Consider the following 17,355-nt stretch of genomic DNA (forward strand, 5'->3'; position numbering starts at 1 on the left):
CACTTATTCAATTGTTGGTGTGCCGTTTGAACATAAAAGAATTTTGATTATTCAGTTTTAAATGTGGGGAACATCATGGTCGAAACAGATTACAGTTTAACAAATTTATGGCCGGAGTTTTCCCGGATAGCTGTTAGTGATTTCACGTCGCCAGAGGGCTTGAGTGCTTATTTTGTAGCAGCCCTTTTCGGTTTGGCTCTGCTTTTTTCGGTGCTTTCTATATTTAATTACTTTCTAGCCAACTCCCATTTGCGTTTCTACAAGAAGTTGTTGAAAGACCTTACCGTTGAACAGTTGTTGGATCGTCGGCGAGAGTTGGTGAATGCTGCGCTAGCCAATAAGGATTATGGCCGTTTATGGCGTGAATTTGATGAATCGTTGGTTCATATTCCACAAAAGCAACGCTTGTGTAATACGCTTGATGCAGCGCACTTTTTCAATACACATACTATCGCTCGGGGTCTTACCGAAAACCGTCTATTGGCTGCTGTACCTGGATTCTTAACAGCTATTGGTGTTATCGGTACATTTGCAGGCTTACAGCTTGGGTTGGGGCCACTTGGCGATCTAGATCCGACAAATGCCAAGGTGGATGACCTGACTCATGGAATCTTTGGCATGATTGGTGGAGCCTCCATTGCTTTCATGACGTCGGTCTGGGGAGTGTTAACAAGCGTACTATTTAACTTCTTTGAAAAGCTGCTGGAAAGAAGTATCCGTGGTTCCATTAGCGCCTTCCAGAATGAAGTTGATTATCTTTATCCAAGAATAACTGCGGAGCAAAGCCTGTCAAATATTGAGGATTTTACTCGTCAGAGTAATGATCGTTTGGCTGAACTTGACGAGAAAATCGGGCATAAAATGCAGGAGGCTATGCGCGAAGCGTCTGGAATAATCAGTGAAAGTGTCGCCCAAAGCCTTAACACCATTCTTGGGCCTGCAATCGAACGATTAGTCGATAACGCGCACTCTGGATCAGAAAAGGCCTTGGAGTCTCTATTAGACCGATTTTTACAGGGGGTTGGGTCGGCAGGAGATTCCCAAAAAGCCATGATGGAGCAGGCAGCAAAGGAAATTACGGTAGCATCAGGCGGCATGACTGATGGGTTAAATCAGTTCTCTAGCAGGCTTGAGGAGCAACTGAACAGCATGGTGACGAAGAACGCCAATGTGCTTACCCAAGTGAATGATATGGTCAAGCAGCAGTTCGAATCGCAATCTCAACATGAAAAGCAACGCCAAGAGCAATTTGCTATCAATATGGGGGAGTTCTCGGCTAACTTGAGAGGGCAGCTATCTGGGCTGGCCGAACAGAATGCCGAGATGCTCAAAGCGGTTCAAAGTGAATTATCAGGGCAAATAGAAGAGCAACAAGGTCGAGAAATTGCACGCCAAAAAATTCTACATGATCAGATCAAGGGCTTCCAGGCGACGCAGGAGCGTGTCACAGAGAGTATTGAAAGTGTACTTTCTGATCAAAAGGAACAAAGCGTTGAACTCCTATCTGGTCTGCGCACTGTTGTTGACCGATTCGAACAACTTTCGATAAGCCATCAAAACGCCACTTCTGCTATGCAGGCTGCCTCGACTGAATTGAAAGCTGGATCAAACCAACTTGGCATATTGTCGGCAAATCTCAAATCTGCAATAGATAGTTTTGGGCAGCAGTTGACTGCGGCGCTGGACAAAGCAGATTCGGTTACTCAGGTTAACTCAGAACTTTCCACTAGGTTTAAAGAACTAGTGGGAGATTTACGGGGGGCAGGTGAGGAAGTAACAAGGGCTTCAAATACATTTAACGAAGCAGCCTCGAAAGCAGAAAGTGGATTGACTTCAGTAGATAGGCACTTTAATTCTTTGGCAGAATCACTCCGTGAGCATTTGGCTGAGGTACAGCAGCAGGTCTCTAAACTGTTGTCAGACTATGCCGAAACAGTTCAGTCTCAAACTGTTGCCCGACTAAATACATGGAATGAACAGACAAATAGCTATATATCTTCCATGACTGATGCCGTTCGAACACTAAGTAGTGTCGTGGATGAGATTGACGGCAAAGTTTCAACAAGTGGTGCGGGTGGCAACGTATGAACACATTGAAAGGCCGCTATCAGAATCACCAAGTTGATGAGGAAAACCCTTATTGGATTTCCTTCTCAGATATTATGGCTGGTTTGCTAGTGATATTTGTTCTGGCAGCTGTTGCCTTAATTTTGGAACTGACACAAAAGAGCGAGCAGTGGGATGAAGCCATCAAGGAAATCGCAAAGGCGGAGCAAGTGAGAAAGGATCTGCTCCGCGAAATAGAACAGGAATTGAATGCTATGAATATCCCAGTAAAAATTAGTGATAATGATACGGTGTTGAGAATACCAGAGGATGTTTTGACCTTCGCACAGGGTCGGTTTGATATTCCTGGCGACGAAAAGTCGCAACGAATTGCTCTTGATATAGGAAAAGTTCTATTCGCAAGCATCACAAAAGACGAGCGTTGGAAGTATCTAGATACAATCTTTGTTGAAGGGCATACAGATAGAGTACCGTATCGTAATCGATCGATAAAAGGAAACTGGGGATTGTCAACTTTTCGGGCAATTTCTGTTTGGAATTATTGGAATCAAACGATGGATGAAGGGTTTCGTCTTGATATGTTGAATAATCACTTAGGCAAGAAGCTCTTTTCTGTAAGTGGCTACGCAGAGACGCGTCCAGTACCATGTTCAAACGCGGGTTCTGACATAAATGATCGTGAACTTTGCCCCACAGGGATTCTGGATGAAGAAGAATCACTAAGAAAGAATCGTCGTATTGATATCCGGTTTACGGTAAGGCGCCCAGCCCTTGAGGACTACCAGGCGATAAAGCAGGCTTTGGATTAGATATGAAGCTGCCTGATTTGACAATAAAACTACCTGAGTGGCAGGAAGCAGATTTCCGTCTTGTTAGGGAGGCAGAAAAAGAAGTGCAATCCATTGGTCGTAATGCAGGTAGGGGGTCTGACAGATTCAAGGATGCATGCAGGAAATTACTTGTTGTTGCAATGCATGGCGATGTGGATTCGCTGCCTGATCGCATTACAAATCGGGTTGATGTGAGGGCTTTTACCTTTCTTCTGTCCACCTCGGAAAAGTTTGTGAACAGTGTCTCGGTGACGCGACAGTTATTGGATGCACTAGTAACTCCCTGTGCGACAATGAGTAAATTGGCTCTGATGCAGCTTATTCGAGCGTATTTTGTCAAATATGACACCATAGCAGAAGTGGGCGTTCTGAAGTATTGGAAGAGTTTTATACAAGAACAGTTAAGCTTTTTAGGTTTAAATTCCGGTACTAGTGATCTATCTTCGTATGCAAACTACTCGTCTGTACTTTTCTCTCCTGCTGGGCCGGAAGATGTGGTCGCTTTTGCTAAAAGCGAAAGTCTGGATTTCGACAGCGCTTTAAAATTGATGGGGCTTACGGGATTTAGTAACAGCCGATTCTTAACCCTCTGTCGTTACCAATACTACTTGGAAACCTTACGCACTATCCCTGTTGGTTCAGAGCATCAAGTCCTCTTTGAAATCGTAAAAAGGGATGTTATTAATTCGCCATTCAGTGGTGATAGATTGCTGGGGCATGCCCTGCTAGAAGTTTTGATTGATCGATCTGAAGGACAACTAATAAGTCAAGCATGGCAAGGCGTGATACTTTCTATAGCTGGTGATCCTCGAGTACCAAAATCAAGTTCGAATTATCAACAGTGGTGGACTCTCCTAGGTGAGAAGCGGATATCGCTGATGCGCGGATGGCTAAGCCGCTTTGATCTTTCGCTATTCTTGAGGGTACTTGAACAAAGTGCTAAGGATGATAGAAACACTGACATGGAGCGAATGTTTGGGCCGCGAAAGATCTTTTTGGAAGGGCTTCTTGATCAGCGCGTGGTTTTAGAATCAAGGCTCTTCCTGACTAGATCCGCAGCAACGTATCTTGTTCAGAATTACAAAGAAGATGAGCTTCCTTCATTTGCTTTGGTTAAGGGTGGTCAGGCATCCGTTATATACCTTAGGCTTGAGAACGGACTTCACCTTGTAGAAGGAACTCACAGCTTTTCAATCCGGATCATGAACAAGCTTCCAAAAAGATCGAATCTTGATGATTATGCGGTAAGCGTTTTCCATTCTCGAGATCTAGGAGCTGGGCTCGGCGAGTCCTATATAAGGGAATTCCAGCGAGATGGTGGGTTGCTCGAGACAACGCACTATCCTGAATTAACTTGGCAACACAAAGTCATTGATCACTTAAGTAACTTCAGATTGAAACTTGATATTGGAAGGCTCATTCCTCCTAGCCAATATCGAGAGTACAAATCTAAGTTTGGGGCTTATTAATAATGGGAATCAGGGATTTTATAAACGGTTTAAAATCAGCCAAGCAAGAAGCATTGATTACTTGGCGGGTTGATCCTAGAGAAGGTGTTGATTTTATCATGGATCGTAAGGTGCTTTCTGATCCTGAAGGTTTCGCTATCAATAATCCATATTTTGGGATGCAACTTGCCTATTTGAAAGGCATGGTCGAGCAATCCAAAGCAGTAAGAAATGCAAATGGATTCACAATTGTTTCTGCTGAGGTTGTGGATTTAGGAGAAGATTTCACGTCACTATTCGACTTCCCAGATTATTACTCAGGTAGTTACCTTTGTAAGTTTGATGGCAATACTGGAAGATCATCTTTCAAAGCCTCAATAGAACTTAATATGAAGGATGGTAGCACAATTCAGCGATATTCTGTTTTTGGACCATTTATAAAGGTTGCTGAGAACGAAATGTACATGCTGACTCCTGCTGATTGGCGTGCATTAACTGCGCTGAATTACCATCAGGAACTAAATCCAGAGCTTAGAGGGGAGTACGAAAACAACTGGTTGGTATTTCAGTTGCAAGTTGGAAAGCGCGCTGGGATGCCCATAAATTTAGCTCACTTTGATAATTTGGAACTTGTTAGTCCTGACTCTGTTGGTGTGTCAATAGATGGTTTACCTAATGGGGACATATTGTTAACTCCATCTTTTGGATCTGGAATTGGGGTAGATGATATTAAGGCCAGATTAGGTCAGCTTTCCGGGGACGATGGGCATTGTATATTGCGAGTAAAAGACAAGTTCGTTCTTCTTGATGAAAAGCGCCTTGAAGCCGCTAAAGAAATATTGACTAATCACAGAATCCCAAAAGAACAAGTATCTTCCTTTTTACAGTCACCTACTGCGTATTTGAGCGCTGCATTGATTGATCTGGATACTGGCTTTTCATTACGTGTTCATGGTGCAGAGAAATTTAGTCATCGATATTTTGGAGATGTTGAAAAGTCTGGCGTAGATTGGTTCTCAAAAGCGTCGAACCTTGTCGAGCCACCGGCGCATTTGATGCGTCTGATCGACAGTCAGGAGAAGCTAGAAGAAGTTGAGATCTTAATTAGCGATGCGAAGAAGACTGGTGCTCAGTTAATCGAATTAGATGATCGTGTTTTTGATATTTCTGACGAGGATAAAGTTGATGAGTCTCTATCTTCTATCAAATCAGCACTAATTGACGGCACTAACTGTTTTGAAGGCGAAGAGCCCTCACTCGCAGAAAACAATGTTGATACCACTCCAGATAGAGCTGTTGTTGCGATTGATAGCAACGACGATAGCATAGAATTCAGCAGGGATGCACGAGTAACGGGGTTGGATTTGGCAGCTCAAAATTTTGAACTGAACAATCTTAAACGTATGCCTTATCCTCACCAAGAGGAAGGTATATCCTGGATGTTGGCTCACCTGGATCAAATTCTAAGAACCAACGAGTCAAGTGGTGCCCTGCTTGCCGATGATATGGGGCTTGGAAAAACCTATATGACACTCGTGGCTATATCTGAGTGGTATTTACGTTGTAAGCAACGAAATATATCTCAGAAGCCCGTGTTAATTGTTGCGCCTCTGAGTTTGATTGAAAATTGGCAAGCTGAAGTTGATGCCACATTCAATAAATCACCATTTATCGATATGGTTGTACTTCAGGCTGGAGGCGATCTTCCAAAATATAGGATAAAGGGTGCGGGTAGAGAGACCATACAAGAATTTTCAGATCAGGATGTGATTCAAGATCAGGACCAGATTCGTTATGCATTGAAAGTTGGTAGTGTTTATGGATCTGAAAGGTTAGATATTCCTAATCGGTTGGTGTTAACCACCTATCAAACACTCAGAGATTACCAGTTTTCTCTAAGTCGGATCGATTGGAGTGTGGTTGCGTTTGATGAAGCCCAGAACCTTAAAAACCCTAATGCATTAGCAACAAGAGCTGCTAAAGGCCTCAAAGCTGATTTCAAGCTTCTGGCGACGGGGACACCTGTTGAAAACTCGCTCAAGGATTTTTGGTGTCTTCTAGATACGGCCGTTCCAGGTTTGCTGGGTGCTTGGCAATCATTTAGACAAGATTTTATTTCGCCAATTTTGTCAGCGGCACCAGATAATCTAAATCAGGTAAGATTGGATATTGGTAGACAGCTACGTTCTCGAGTAGGTGATTACATGTTAAGGAGAACTAAAGCAGAGAAGCTTAAAGGGCTACCAGAAAAGCGTATTTATTCCGGAGATAAGGATGCTTCCGAAGATAATTTTCTTCCAATCCTTTCTGGCATGATGACTGGATCGCAGTTGATTTATTACGATGAGATTATCGACCATGTAAAAGGCCAGGGGCCGGAAGATAAAAGAAGCGTAATTCTCCCCAGTTTAAGACGGCTTAAGGTCGCTAGCATTCATCATGACATAGACTCTCGGTCCTCAATTCCCAGCGTTCCTGCTGAACTATTGAAGCAGGCCCAGTCATCTGCAAAAATCCAGTCCTTAGTTGCTGTCCTTAAAGAAATCCAAAGTAGGCAGGAGAAGGTGCTTGTTTTTGCTGAGACCAAGGCTGTGCAGGCATATGTTTGTGTGTTAGTTGCCACAATCTTTAAGGTCCCTGTCGAGATCATAAATGGTGAAACTAAAGCCGTTGCAACTAAGCGGGATTCCATGACTCGAAAGGCGATTATTGACCGCTTTCAGTCAGAGAAGGGCTTTGGAGTAATAGTTATGTCTCCAGTGGCTGCTGGTGTTGGATTAACTGTTGTGGGCGCTAATAACGTTATTCATCTAGAGCGCCATTGGAATCCCGCCAAAGAAGCTCAGGCCACTGACAGGGTGTACCGGATTGGGCAAGAGCGAGATGTTAATGTGTATATTCCGATGGCGCTTCATCCAAGTGTTCGATCTTTCGACCAGCAATTAAATCGACTTCTTGCAAATAAGGTTGATCTCAGTGATGCGGTAGTTGCTAACCAAAGCATCGAAGCAAATGACTTGGCGGGGTGTTTTTAAAGGCCTTATAGCTTCTAGAATTGGTGTTCCGAGCTTCGTAATTTTCTCGAAAGACCAGTTTTCAAGATTCTAGTTGAGTTCAGTGCTGTCAATTTATGTGTGGTCAGACGAAATAATTGCGGACAAACTATGCTTACCTATGCAACCAAAGTGTGGCCAAAGCGGCCAAACTATGCTTTCAGGAACACTGAAGCCATCAAAAGTCAGCGTCAAGAACCTACTGTAGACCGGGTGCGTGAACACCTCGGCACCGGCAGCAAAAGCACCATCGCGCCACTGCTCAAACGTTGGCGATCAGATAACGGAGAGGCGGCCGATATCGGCGGGCTACCGAACGACTTGATCGAAGTGGTGAAATCACTGCATGAGCGGGTACAGCAAATGGCCGACCATCGCATCGAGCAAGCCCGTCAGGAATTTGAAGGTTTCAATCAAGCGCTTCGCAAAGAGTTGACCGAGGCCAAAAACACCATCGTACAGCTAACAGCCCGACAACAAGACCTTGAGAACCAGATTGAGCGGCAAAACAAAGAAAAAGGTGAGGCAGAAAAGTCTCTGGAGGATGCGCGTATCAGCCTGGTTAAAGCCGAGTCCCAACGAGACGAAGCGATTGCGAGGACTACTGAACTGAAGGGAAGCGTTGCTGAACTCAAGCAGGAAAACAAGGATATTCGAGAGCACTTTGAACACTATCAGCAACACACTGCGGAAGACCGTCAGCAGGAGCGCGAACAGTTTCGTGCAGTTACCCAGGGATTAAAAGACCAGGTTCGGGATCTTCAACACCGGCTCACCCAGGCCGAGTCCAAAGCGTCCGAGTTATTTGATGCCAATGCACAGCTACAAAGCAACGCCGGCAAACTTGAACAGGTCAATACAACACTAAACAGGGAGCTAAACGGAAAGGTAGAAGATATCCACGCGTTGAAAAAAAATCTTGAAGACTCGTTAACGAAGTACCGGGATTTCCAGCATAAAAATGAACAGTTGGTGGAAAACATGGCAGTGATCACCACTCAGAAAGCAGAAGTGGAGAAGCAAGTGGCTGTGTTATCCCAGGCATTGGAGGCCGCCAAAGCTGAACTAAAAGCCTGCCAGGACAAGATTGTATTTCTGACTGACGAGAACAAGGTAATAATTCAGGAAAAGGCGATGATCCAGGGGCAATTCAAGCAACTACAGGGCTCGCTATGATCGCGTTAGAGCCAAACTTGTCAAATTTGTCGGTTCTTCCACAGGACCCCTGTAACACTGGTACATAGCCGCCTTTTGGGCGACTGCGATAGGAATCCGATTTATGAACAACAAACCACCCCAATTGGCCACTAACCTATCGTTACGTAACGAGGAGTCGGGTCAGATTGTCCGCCAGGAGTCCGAAACGCTGCGTCATTACCTCCAGGCAGCCACCTCCGAGAATACGCGGAAGGCCTATCGATCGGCCATCCGGCAGTTTGAAAAATGGGGTGGCCGTCTGCCGACGGATCGGGATACGGTGGTTCGCTACCTGTTAGCCCGTGCCGAGTCGCTTAACTCTAGAACCCTGGATCTCCATCTGACGGCCATCGGTCAGTGGCACCACTATCAGGGAGTTATTGACCCAGTGAAAGATCCGCTCGTACGCAAAACAATGGAAGGCATTCGGCGCACCCATGGCCAGCCCAAACGCAAAGCCAAGGCACTGCGTCTGGAGCACATTGCGCAGATGGTGAATCACCTGCGGCACTTACCGGACAGTAAAAAGAAGCACCGGGATATGGCGATGCTGTTAACCGGTTTTTTCGGTGCCTTTCGCCGCAGTGAACTGGTAGCCATTCAGGTCAGCGATCTGGTGTGGGAGCCGGAGGGTCTGATCATCCGGTTACCTCGCTCCAAAACGGACCAGCAAGCAACAGGGCTGGCCCGTGCGCTGCCCTTTGGGGCCTCCAGTTGTTGTCCTGCCAAGGCTGTCAAAATTTGGCTGGAAAGCGCAGACATCGTCAGTGGTCCGCTTTTCCGGCCGGTAAATCGTTGGGATCAGGTTCAGGCAAAACACCTGAATCCGGGGGCCGTTAATGATCTGCTTAAAGCACTGGGCGAGACGTGTCAGTTCGACTTTGTTCCGGATTTGAGTAGCCACAGTTTTCGACGAGGCTTATCCACCTCGGCAGCACGGGAAAGGGTTGATTTTGAGCTGATCAAGAAACAAGGCGGCTGGAAAAATGACGCCACCGTATGGGAATATATTGAGGAAGGACAACAGCTATCCGACAATGCGACAATCATATTGATGGAAAAAATGGCCGAACTGTTATCACCAGATTACTGAGAGCAGTTTGGCTGTTCCATATACGTTATCTGAGCCGACCTACATGATTTCGCCTATCGAAGCCTTCTGTTAATCTTGAATCGAATATCGGTGAAAATATTGGTAATAAGCCAGTCATTGCGAATTTCGATATACTGAGGCTATTGCCGTTTTTTGTGGAGAAGGACGATGACAACAGTTTTGTCTCTACCCACAGCGCCTCTGAGCACATCTTCTACCAATTCGCCGCGCGACACAGAGACCAAGTCTGGCAATAACTCGAACGAGCGCAAACAATTAGAACTGTCTCAGACTCAAATTCAGCGGCATATCGAATCTCACCGCGCCGTTACGACACAGCACAGTTCACCACCCAATTACCAGTATCAGCCACTCGATGGCGCGCTTTATATCGTCTCAGGTGATGTCGTGTTTGACACTTCAGCTGAGCCCAACAATCCCCAAGCAACACTGGAAAAAGCCCAGCTAATACGGATGGCCTCCATGGCACCCATTGACCCTTCACTACAGGATCGTAACGCTTCTCAACAAGCGATGATGATGGTGACCCAAGCAAAAGGTGAGATTAACACAGTGTCGGCCGAGTCATTGGGTCGACACATTGATGTACTTGTGTGACGATTCGAATTCCCTGAATGAAAAATACCAGCGGTATAGGTTTCAAATCGATGGATTATCCATTCCTGTGACCCTAAACGTTTTCGTCTCGACAGGCTTCCTCCCCAAATTCGAATTCAATGGTTGTGTGCGCGAGATCGAACTCGCGGAGACGATTGGCAATTGTCCTTTTCAACCCAAGTTGCTGCTCCAAGTTTAATGCTCGTTGCAATACCAAGTGCGCGGTAAGCACATGGTGCTCACCATCCAGTGACCACAGGTGGAGGTGGTGAACACTGCGGACGTCATCAAGTGTGGACAGACTGCGGTGAAGTGACTCCGACAGTGATTTGTCAGGCGCTGCCTGAAGAAACAATCGAGTGGTACTCCAAAGGTTTTTGCCGACATTGAACAAGATATAGAGCGTAAAAACGATAGACAGTGCTGGATCTAAAATAGGCCAATCCACAAAGAGCAAGACAACGGATACAATCAAGACAGCCACCCAGCCGAGTACATCTTCCAATAAATGCCAGTTCAAGACTTTTTCGTTAAGCGTTTTTCCATGGCTAAGCTTGTAGGCAGCGAATCCATTGACCATGACACCCAGAATAGCCAATCCCAACATCCCTTCGACGACAGGCATTTCTGGTTGCAGTAGTTTTGGAATAGCTTCTGACAGCACCCAAACTGGGGTACTAGGGATTTTCCCTCGTAAACGGACAAAAGCCTCTGGAGCCCCCGCCATTCCTGGGCTCCCAGGGGGTATTACTTTACCGAACCGGTAAATACCCCTCAATTGAGCGCATCAGTTCCTCCAGATCCGGTAGTTTTTCACTTAATTCGAAGGTATAGATACCCTTTAAGTTGATGTTATACCAAGCCACTGGGGAGGCCTGTTTGACGATCTGTACCCGTTTGTTGTCGCCGTGATATTCGAAGCTCGTGAGCAGCTGGCTGAGTATGCTGGAGTTAAAGTAGATGATGGCGTTGGTGACCAAGCGGGCGCACTCGTTCCATAGCTGGATCTCTTCATCAGAACTCCCACGGAACTGATCCCCATTGACGTTGCTGATCGCTCGACGCAGCTGGTGATAGGCCTCCCCCCGGTTCAAGGCTCGCTGAACGTAGTTGCGCAGACTGGTATCATCGATGTAATTCAGCAGGTAGGTCGCTTTCACCAGACGGTTGTACTCGGTCAGGGCCTCCAACAGAGGGTGGTTGCTCTTATAGCCTGAGAGTTTCCGAACCAGCGTGGCCTGTGTCGTTTTTCGCTCTTTGAGTGACACTGCGATCCGCTGGATAGTATCCCAGTGCTGCATGATACGTTTAGTGTTGATGGCTTTTTTAAGCTGTAGCTGGATTCTCTGATCCTCGTCTTCCTTTACATCGAACATCTCATTGATCACACGACCAACCTGCGCGTAACGCGGGGCAAAGCTGTAACCGAACAGGTCCAGCAGAGCGAAATTGACGTGATTGACCCCGTGGGTATCTGTTGAGAGTACGTCCGGGATGATCTCCGAGCTGTTATTCATTAACAAGTCAAAGATGTAGTGGGATTCGTGTTCATTCGCGCCGATCACCCGGGTATTGATGGCGGCATGGTTGGCAATTAAGCTCATGGCCGAGACGCCTTTCTGAGTACCGAAGTACTTCGAAGAGTAGCGTGTTTTGAAGGTCTCTCGCCTAGCCTCGAACTTTTGGCCATCGGCACTGGCGTGGATAACATCCTCTTGGATGTTGTAATGCTTGAAGATGGGAAGCTTGGCTGTCGCGTTGCTGATGTTGTCGTTAGCCGTATTCAGGGTTTCCAGTCGTAGATAGTTTGCCTGGATGGTGCTGAGCTGGTCATAGGTGCGATCGGAGATTTGTGCCATACCGTAGATTCCTTGGTTAGTCGCATTTCCCACTAGAATCGCCAACAGGTCATATTCGTGGACTCTGCTCTTGGGCTGCGAGCCCAGCACATGTTCAAAGCAGTCAATGAATCCAGTGTCGCGATCCACCATGCGAAGCACATCGGCAACGCCCGTCGTCGGTATTTGCTGGAAGAATGGGTTGTTGACCAAGTACTTTTTACTTGCCGTCGGTAACCGCCACAGGCGCTTACCCTTGGGATTACGTAGAATAATATTTCGGTTATCGCCTCGTTCCAGATATTCACTGACTTCATGCAAACGGATCTCCAGCTCCCTGGTCATTGGCTCAATCAGCTTGTTCGGTTCGGCGGCCAACTTTGGTAGCTGGGTTTGCTCCAGCAACTTTGCCTTATCCCTTCGCCAACGTTCTCGACTCACCAGATCTGCTTCCAAGGCCCTGTATTTAATAACATTCGGCAAGGTCAGTTGCCCATTTAACCGATCGGGAATCTGTAGATACAGGTACCACTCGTAGCGACCTGGCTTAAAATTTCCACCCTGGTCCTGCAAGAGCGGCAACTGTTTTTTGGGAGGTAGACGGCCGTCTATATTTGCCTTTGAGATGACTCCTTGATCTGATAAGTCGAGTCGAGCGTGATCCAGTACTGCTGCTAGGCGTTGAGTGCCTTCACGGCCTTCAAAGCGCAGGCAAAGAAACAGCTGCCGAAGCAACCCTTCCCTCAAGCTATCTCTCTGGTCATAATACTGCCACATAGCTTCCTCAACGGAACGCTTTTGCTCATTCAGGAACAGGCAGACGGACTCCAGCTCTTTAGCCGCAAGCAGCTTCAACGCCTGCTGCTTTACCGCTCCAAAGGGTTGCTGTTGATCGATGCTCTCATCAATGAACAGGTGCAGAACTTCCGCCGCCTTGCTGACATTTTTAGCGGCTTTTTGCCAGTCTTGATAAACCGCGTCCTGCGCATATGCCTTGGCTTTTTGTTTTATCTGTCGAACATGATGAACAAAACCATCGGCAATGCGTTCCAGTGCCTGCACCCGGCGGGTTTGCAAATAACACAACAGATAAAGGCGTTGATTGCCAATAGACTGGTGCTTCAGCTTGGCACCGTAGTAATCCACCCTCTCAGCAAAGTGCTGCTGATTCTTCGAGGACAGAGATAACACGCTCAACACCTCATTAACTTCCGGCATCCATGACTGGATATAGGAATGCACGGTAAGCTCTTTCTCCAGCTCAGTCCCTGTGAAGTTTCTGGCCGATTGACGCAACTGTCGCAGGGTTAAGGAGTTATTTCCAATGACAAGTTCAGACAACATCACTGCCAAGTCCGCAGATATGAGTTCCTCAAGCTTACGGATAAACTGATCGTTTGTGACGCCCACAACTTCACTGATCAAGTCCTGCAGAACAGTGTACCCTGGGATGGCGATTTTTTGTGCTGATAAGCATTCTATAGCCCTGTCGAATAGGGATCTCGGTTGACCCCATGCCCGTGCATGCTCATTTAGATCCTTTATCAACGCCGAACTATGACTTTTGTTGAGCCAACGCTGATGGCCCGTCAATTTGAAGATGCGTTGGTAAATCCGAACACGGGCCTTCTGAGTAAGATTGAAGGGTCGGAGACCAGGGCCGGGAAAGACCTCGGAACACACATACTTGAGGTCCTGCTTAATTTGATGGTAGCCGGGACTCAACATGATGGGCTTCACTTTGAAGTACCCCAACAGTACAACAAACATGCACCTGTGATCGCGCTCACGGATTCTGTTGCACTCTGCTAATTCAGCGTCATTGAGAGTGAAGAAGAAACGTTGATCATTCGAACTTAGAATGGGAGGGCCGAACAGCTCAGCAATCTCCGTCTCGGTCAGGATTTTGATACGTTTTTCGGTGGCCATGATAAATTCTCAAAGCCAGCGATTTTAGCCAAAATACTCCAAAACGGTAAGAAAATGAGAAGTAACCCCATCTGGGAGGCCAGGAATGGAGGGGGCTCCAGAGGTTTTTGTCCGTTTACGAGGGAAAATCCCTAGTACCCCACCGTGGATATCTCGAAGGTTCCTGCATTTGCAGGCCTGGATATCTCGAAACCTTCGGCTTTTGCCAGATGAATTTATAACCTATACTGATGAATAAGTTATTTAAAACAAGGGTTTAGTAGAATGGGGCTTGGATATCACGAAAGGTTCGGTTCACTAAGTTGTTATGCAGAATAGTCGCTTATGAAGTTTTACGAGCAAGATGAATATCAAGAAAAGTGTTTTGCTCTTTTTCTTGAACTACAGTCTGAAATTTCGGCGGTTTTGCCCTCTGCTCAGATTGAGCATATTGGCTCATCTTCAGTGCCTGGAGCCATTTCAAAAGGAGATTTGGATATATACGTAGGAGTTGATCCGCAAGCACATGAAAGCGCCGTATTAGCACTAATTGATTGCGGATACAAAGAGAAATTGGATACCTTGCGCACTCCTGAATTGTGCATGCTGGTAGTGCAAGAAGATATAGCGTTGCAGGTAGTAGCTGTAGGATCGCAGTACGATTTTTTCCTAAAGTTTCGCGACTTATTGCGGAGTAATCCTGATTTAGTTAGAAAATATAATGACTTAAAGCTTTCCTGTATTGGTTTTAGTGAAGAACAATATCGTGTAATAAAATCAAGCTTCATCGAAGAAGTTTTACAACATGCATAACAAAAATCTGCACGCGGAAACATTTTACTACGCTCGTTTTTGTGAATTCCGCTGCGCTTCATTTTTTCACAAAAACGCTCTCCGTAAAATGTCCCGGTGAGCTTGGCGTTAGGAAGGAAATCATGAAACCGAAGATCAGCATCATCACGCTTGGTGTGGAGAATCTGGAGAGGGCCACCCGTTTTTATGGCGAGGGGCTCGGTCTGCCAAAGCACGACTTTGAAGGTGGCAATATATCCTTTTTCAGCCTGGAGGGAACCTGGTTAGCACTTTACCCGCGGGAAGAGTTAGCCAAGGACATCGGGTTAGCCATTTCCACTCAGGCTGGCTTCTCCGGCATTACATTGGCCCATAATGTAGCAAGCAAGTCAGAAGTTGATGCTGTTCTTAGTCAGGCTGTATCCGCAGGTGCCCAACTTATCAAACCAGCGGTGGAGGTTTTCTGGGGCGGTTACTCCGGTTACTTTCAAGATCCGGAGGGTCATTACTGGGAAGTAGCCTATAACCCTTATCAGGATCTGACGTAATGTCGGGGCCATCGGCATTTCCTAACAATCACAGGCACGGCGACGTCTACTACATTGCGGCTTCGCCTCCATTCCGCAGCCGCGCGTGCTGTTGGCGTTAGGCAATCGTAACTTCACGCAATAGTAGAGAAAAAAAGAATGTTTGAATGGATCGCAAGCCCAGAAGCGTGGGTTGCATTAGCAACCCTAATGGCTTTGGAGATTGTTCTTGGAATAGACAACATAATATTTATATCAATACTCGTTGGCAGATTGCCTGAAAAACAGAGGGCTAAGGCTCGAAAGATTGGCCTCTCTTTAGCCATGGGCAGTCGGTTGTTACTGCTTTTTAGCTTGGCATGGGTTATGGGCTTGACTGAACCTTTGTTTACTGCGTTCGGATCTGAAATATCTGGTAGAGACATTATTCTAGTTATAGGCGGGCTTTTTCTTCTCGCTAAATCCACCCATGAAATACACGGTAGTTTCGAAATCCAAGAAGCATCAAAGGTACAGGTTTTGGCCTCTGGATTTGTCTCAATACTAATTCAAATTGCTCTCCTTGATGTCGTGTTTTCACTTGATTCTGTCATAACTGCTGTAGGGTTAGTAGATCATCTAAGCATAATGGTTATAGCAATAGTTGCATCGGTTGGCGTTATGCTTGTAGCCGCAAAACCAATAGGTGATTTTGTAGATGCGAACCCTACAATTAAAATGTTGGCGCTGTCTTTCTTGATACTGATAGGTTTCACTCTTATCGCAGAAGGTTTCGATGTTCATATACCAAAAGGTTACGTTTACTTCGCTATGGCCTTTTCCTTTGTCGTAGAGATGCTAAACATAAAAATAAGAAATCGTAGGGCAAAAGCTATTGAGACAATCCATCTGGCAAAAAAAATCACTGAAGATGAAAATGCCTAACAAAGTGCTGCTAGGGACAAAACTACGCTTCGCTCCGTTTTGCCCCAGAGCACGACGTTAAACGTGCCTGGCGCGGTGTGTTTTTGGAGCACAGTTCAAATGTGGTTTGGCGCCTGGGCTCCTTTCTCCGCATCAACAGCGAAGGGTTGTGGCGGTAGCGTGGTTCTTTTGCAGTGTTGGTCTTTGTTGCTGTAAGTTGCGTCTGCTTCGGCCGGTTGGGTTGTCGCTTTGTTCCGTCAGGTGGCTCGCAAGTGTGCTTTGCTTTGTGGTTCTAATGTGCTGCAATGCAACGTGGTAAAATTAAATACCAACGCCGGGTATTCGCACAATGAAAAGTGCCGCCCCGGCGTTTAACAAAAGGGCGCAGCGGAAACGGCTACGCCGTTCAGCTGGCCCAGGCGTTAAACGTGCCTGGCGCGGTATGTTTTTGGAGCACAGTTCAAATTTGGTTTGGCGCCTGGGCTCCTTTCTCCGCATCAGCAACGAAGGGTTGTGGCGGTAGCGTGGTTCTTTTGCAGTGTTGGTCTTTGTTGCTGTAAATTGCGTCTGCTTCGGCCGGTTGGGTTGTCGCTTTGTTCCGTCAGGTGGCGCGCAAGTGTGCTTTGTTTTGAGTTTTTAATGTGCTGCAATGCAACGTGGTTAAAATTAAATACCAACGCCGGGTATTCGCACAATGAAAAGTGCCGCCCCGGCGTTTAACAAAAGGGCGCAGCGGAAACGGCTACGCCGTTCAGCTGGCCCAGGCGTTAAACGTGCCTGGCGCGGTGTGTTTTTGGAGCACAGTTCAAATGTGGTTTGGCGCCTGGGCTCCTTTCTCCGCATCAACAGCGAAGGGTTGTGGCGGTAGCTCTGTTCAAATGCCCCCGCTAGGCCTGCAAGGGGCTTTGTGGCAGTGGTAATCACCGGTTTTTCTGTTGGTATGACCACCGCGATCGAATATTGACCCGCCTAGTGGGCCGATTATGGCCTAAATATTCCTGTTATTGCTAGACTTCCTTTCCCTCTGTTGTGTGGTTGAATGTTTGAATCGATAACTGTCGTTACCGGTTTCGATGATATG

General features: G+C 46.6%; 11 protein-coding genes and 1 pseudogene. 10 read left to right on the plus strand and 2 right to left on the minus strand.

The window, feature by feature from the left end; genetic code table 11:
• The first annotated feature begins 75 nt into the window (after positions 1-75).
• The 7 genes from zorA to D9N13_RS06015 all read left to right on the plus strand — a co-directional run bounded on the left by zorA (position 76) and on the right by D9N13_RS06015 (position 10,306).
• The gene (zorA, locus tag D9N13_RS05985; RefSeq protein ID WP_290587216.1) at positions 76-2,088 is read left to right on the plus strand and encodes an anti-phage ZorAB system protein ZorA; all 2,013 of its coding nucleotides are present in this window, start codon (positions 76-78) and stop codon (positions 2,086-2,088) included.
• The gene (locus tag D9N13_RS05990; RefSeq protein ID WP_290587219.1) at positions 2,085-2,876 is read left to right on the plus strand and encodes a flagellar motor protein MotB; all 792 of its coding nucleotides are present in this window, start codon (positions 2,085-2,087) and stop codon (positions 2,874-2,876) included. Before zorA ends, D9N13_RS05990 begins: the two co-directional genes overlap by 4 nt.
• Before the next feature lie 2 nt (positions 2,877-2,878).
• Entirely contained in the window at positions 2,879-4,366 is a 1,488-nt protein-coding gene (locus tag D9N13_RS05995) for an EH signature domain-containing protein (RefSeq protein WP_290587221.1), read from the plus strand.
• Between the two features lie 2 nt (positions 4,367-4,368).
• On the plus strand, positions 4,369-7,380 hold the full coding sequence (locus tag D9N13_RS06000; RefSeq protein ID WP_290587224.1) for a DEAD/DEAH box helicase: 3,012 nt from the start codon (positions 4,369-4,371) through the stop codon (positions 7,378-7,380).
• Between the two features lie 129 nt (positions 7,381-7,509).
• Positions 7,510-8,574 carry a DNA-binding protein gene (locus D9N13_RS06005; protein WP_290587227.1) on the plus strand — a complete coding sequence of 355 codons (1,065 nt, stop codon included), beginning with the start codon at positions 7,510-7,512 and terminating at the stop codon, positions 8,572-8,574.
• A 103-nt stretch (positions 8,575-8,677) separates the two neighbouring features.
• Positions 8,678-9,688, plus strand: a complete 1,011-nt coding sequence (locus tag D9N13_RS06010) for a site-specific integrase (RefSeq protein ID WP_290587230.1) — start codon at positions 8,678-8,680, stop codon at positions 9,686-9,688.
• 168 nt (positions 9,689-9,856) lie between these two features.
• A complete protein-coding gene (locus tag D9N13_RS06015; protein ID WP_290587233.1) occupies positions 9,857-10,306 on the plus strand; it encodes a putative metalloprotease CJM1_0395 family protein in 450 nt (149 codons plus the stop codon).
• A 73-nt stretch (positions 10,307-10,379) separates the two neighbouring features.
• On the opposite strand, the pseudogene D9N13_RS06020 reads toward D9N13_RS06015, so the two are convergent.
• Both D9N13_RS06020 and D9N13_RS06025 read right to left on the minus strand, forming a co-directional pair.
• Positions 10,380-10,976: pseudogene (locus tag D9N13_RS06020) on the minus strand (cation diffusion facilitator family transporter); the annotation flags it as partial.
• Between the two features lie 82 nt (positions 10,977-11,058).
• The gene (locus D9N13_RS06025; protein WP_290587236.1) at positions 11,059-14,073 is read right to left on the minus strand and encodes a Tn3 family transposase; all 3,015 of its coding nucleotides are present in this window, start codon (positions 14,071-14,073) and stop codon (positions 11,059-11,061) included.
• A 324-nt stretch (positions 14,074-14,397) separates the two neighbouring features.
• Here D9N13_RS06025 and D9N13_RS06030 point away from each other — a divergent pair, with 324 nt between their 5' ends.
• From D9N13_RS06030 to D9N13_RS06040, 3 genes are all read left to right on the plus strand, one after another.
• Positions 14,398-14,865 (plus strand): GrpB family protein, encoded by a 468-nt coding sequence (locus D9N13_RS06030; RefSeq protein ID WP_290587239.1) that lies wholly within the window; start codon positions 14,398-14,400, stop codon positions 14,863-14,865.
• Between the two features lie 122 nt (positions 14,866-14,987).
• The gene (locus D9N13_RS06035; RefSeq protein WP_228224570.1) at positions 14,988-15,392 is read left to right on the plus strand and encodes a VOC family protein; all 405 of its coding nucleotides are present in this window, start codon (positions 14,988-14,990) and stop codon (positions 15,390-15,392) included.
• 138 nt (positions 15,393-15,530) lie between these two features.
• On the plus strand, positions 15,531-16,295 hold the full coding sequence (locus tag D9N13_RS06040) for a TerC family protein (protein WP_290587246.1): 765 nt from the start codon (positions 15,531-15,533) through the stop codon (positions 16,293-16,295).
• Positions 16,296-17,355: the final 1,060 nt, after the last annotated feature.

It is taken from the genome of Ketobacter sp. GenoA1 (assembly GCF_003671475.1).
Lineage (GTDB): Bacteria > Pseudomonadota > Gammaproteobacteria > Pseudomonadales > Ketobacteraceae > Ketobacter.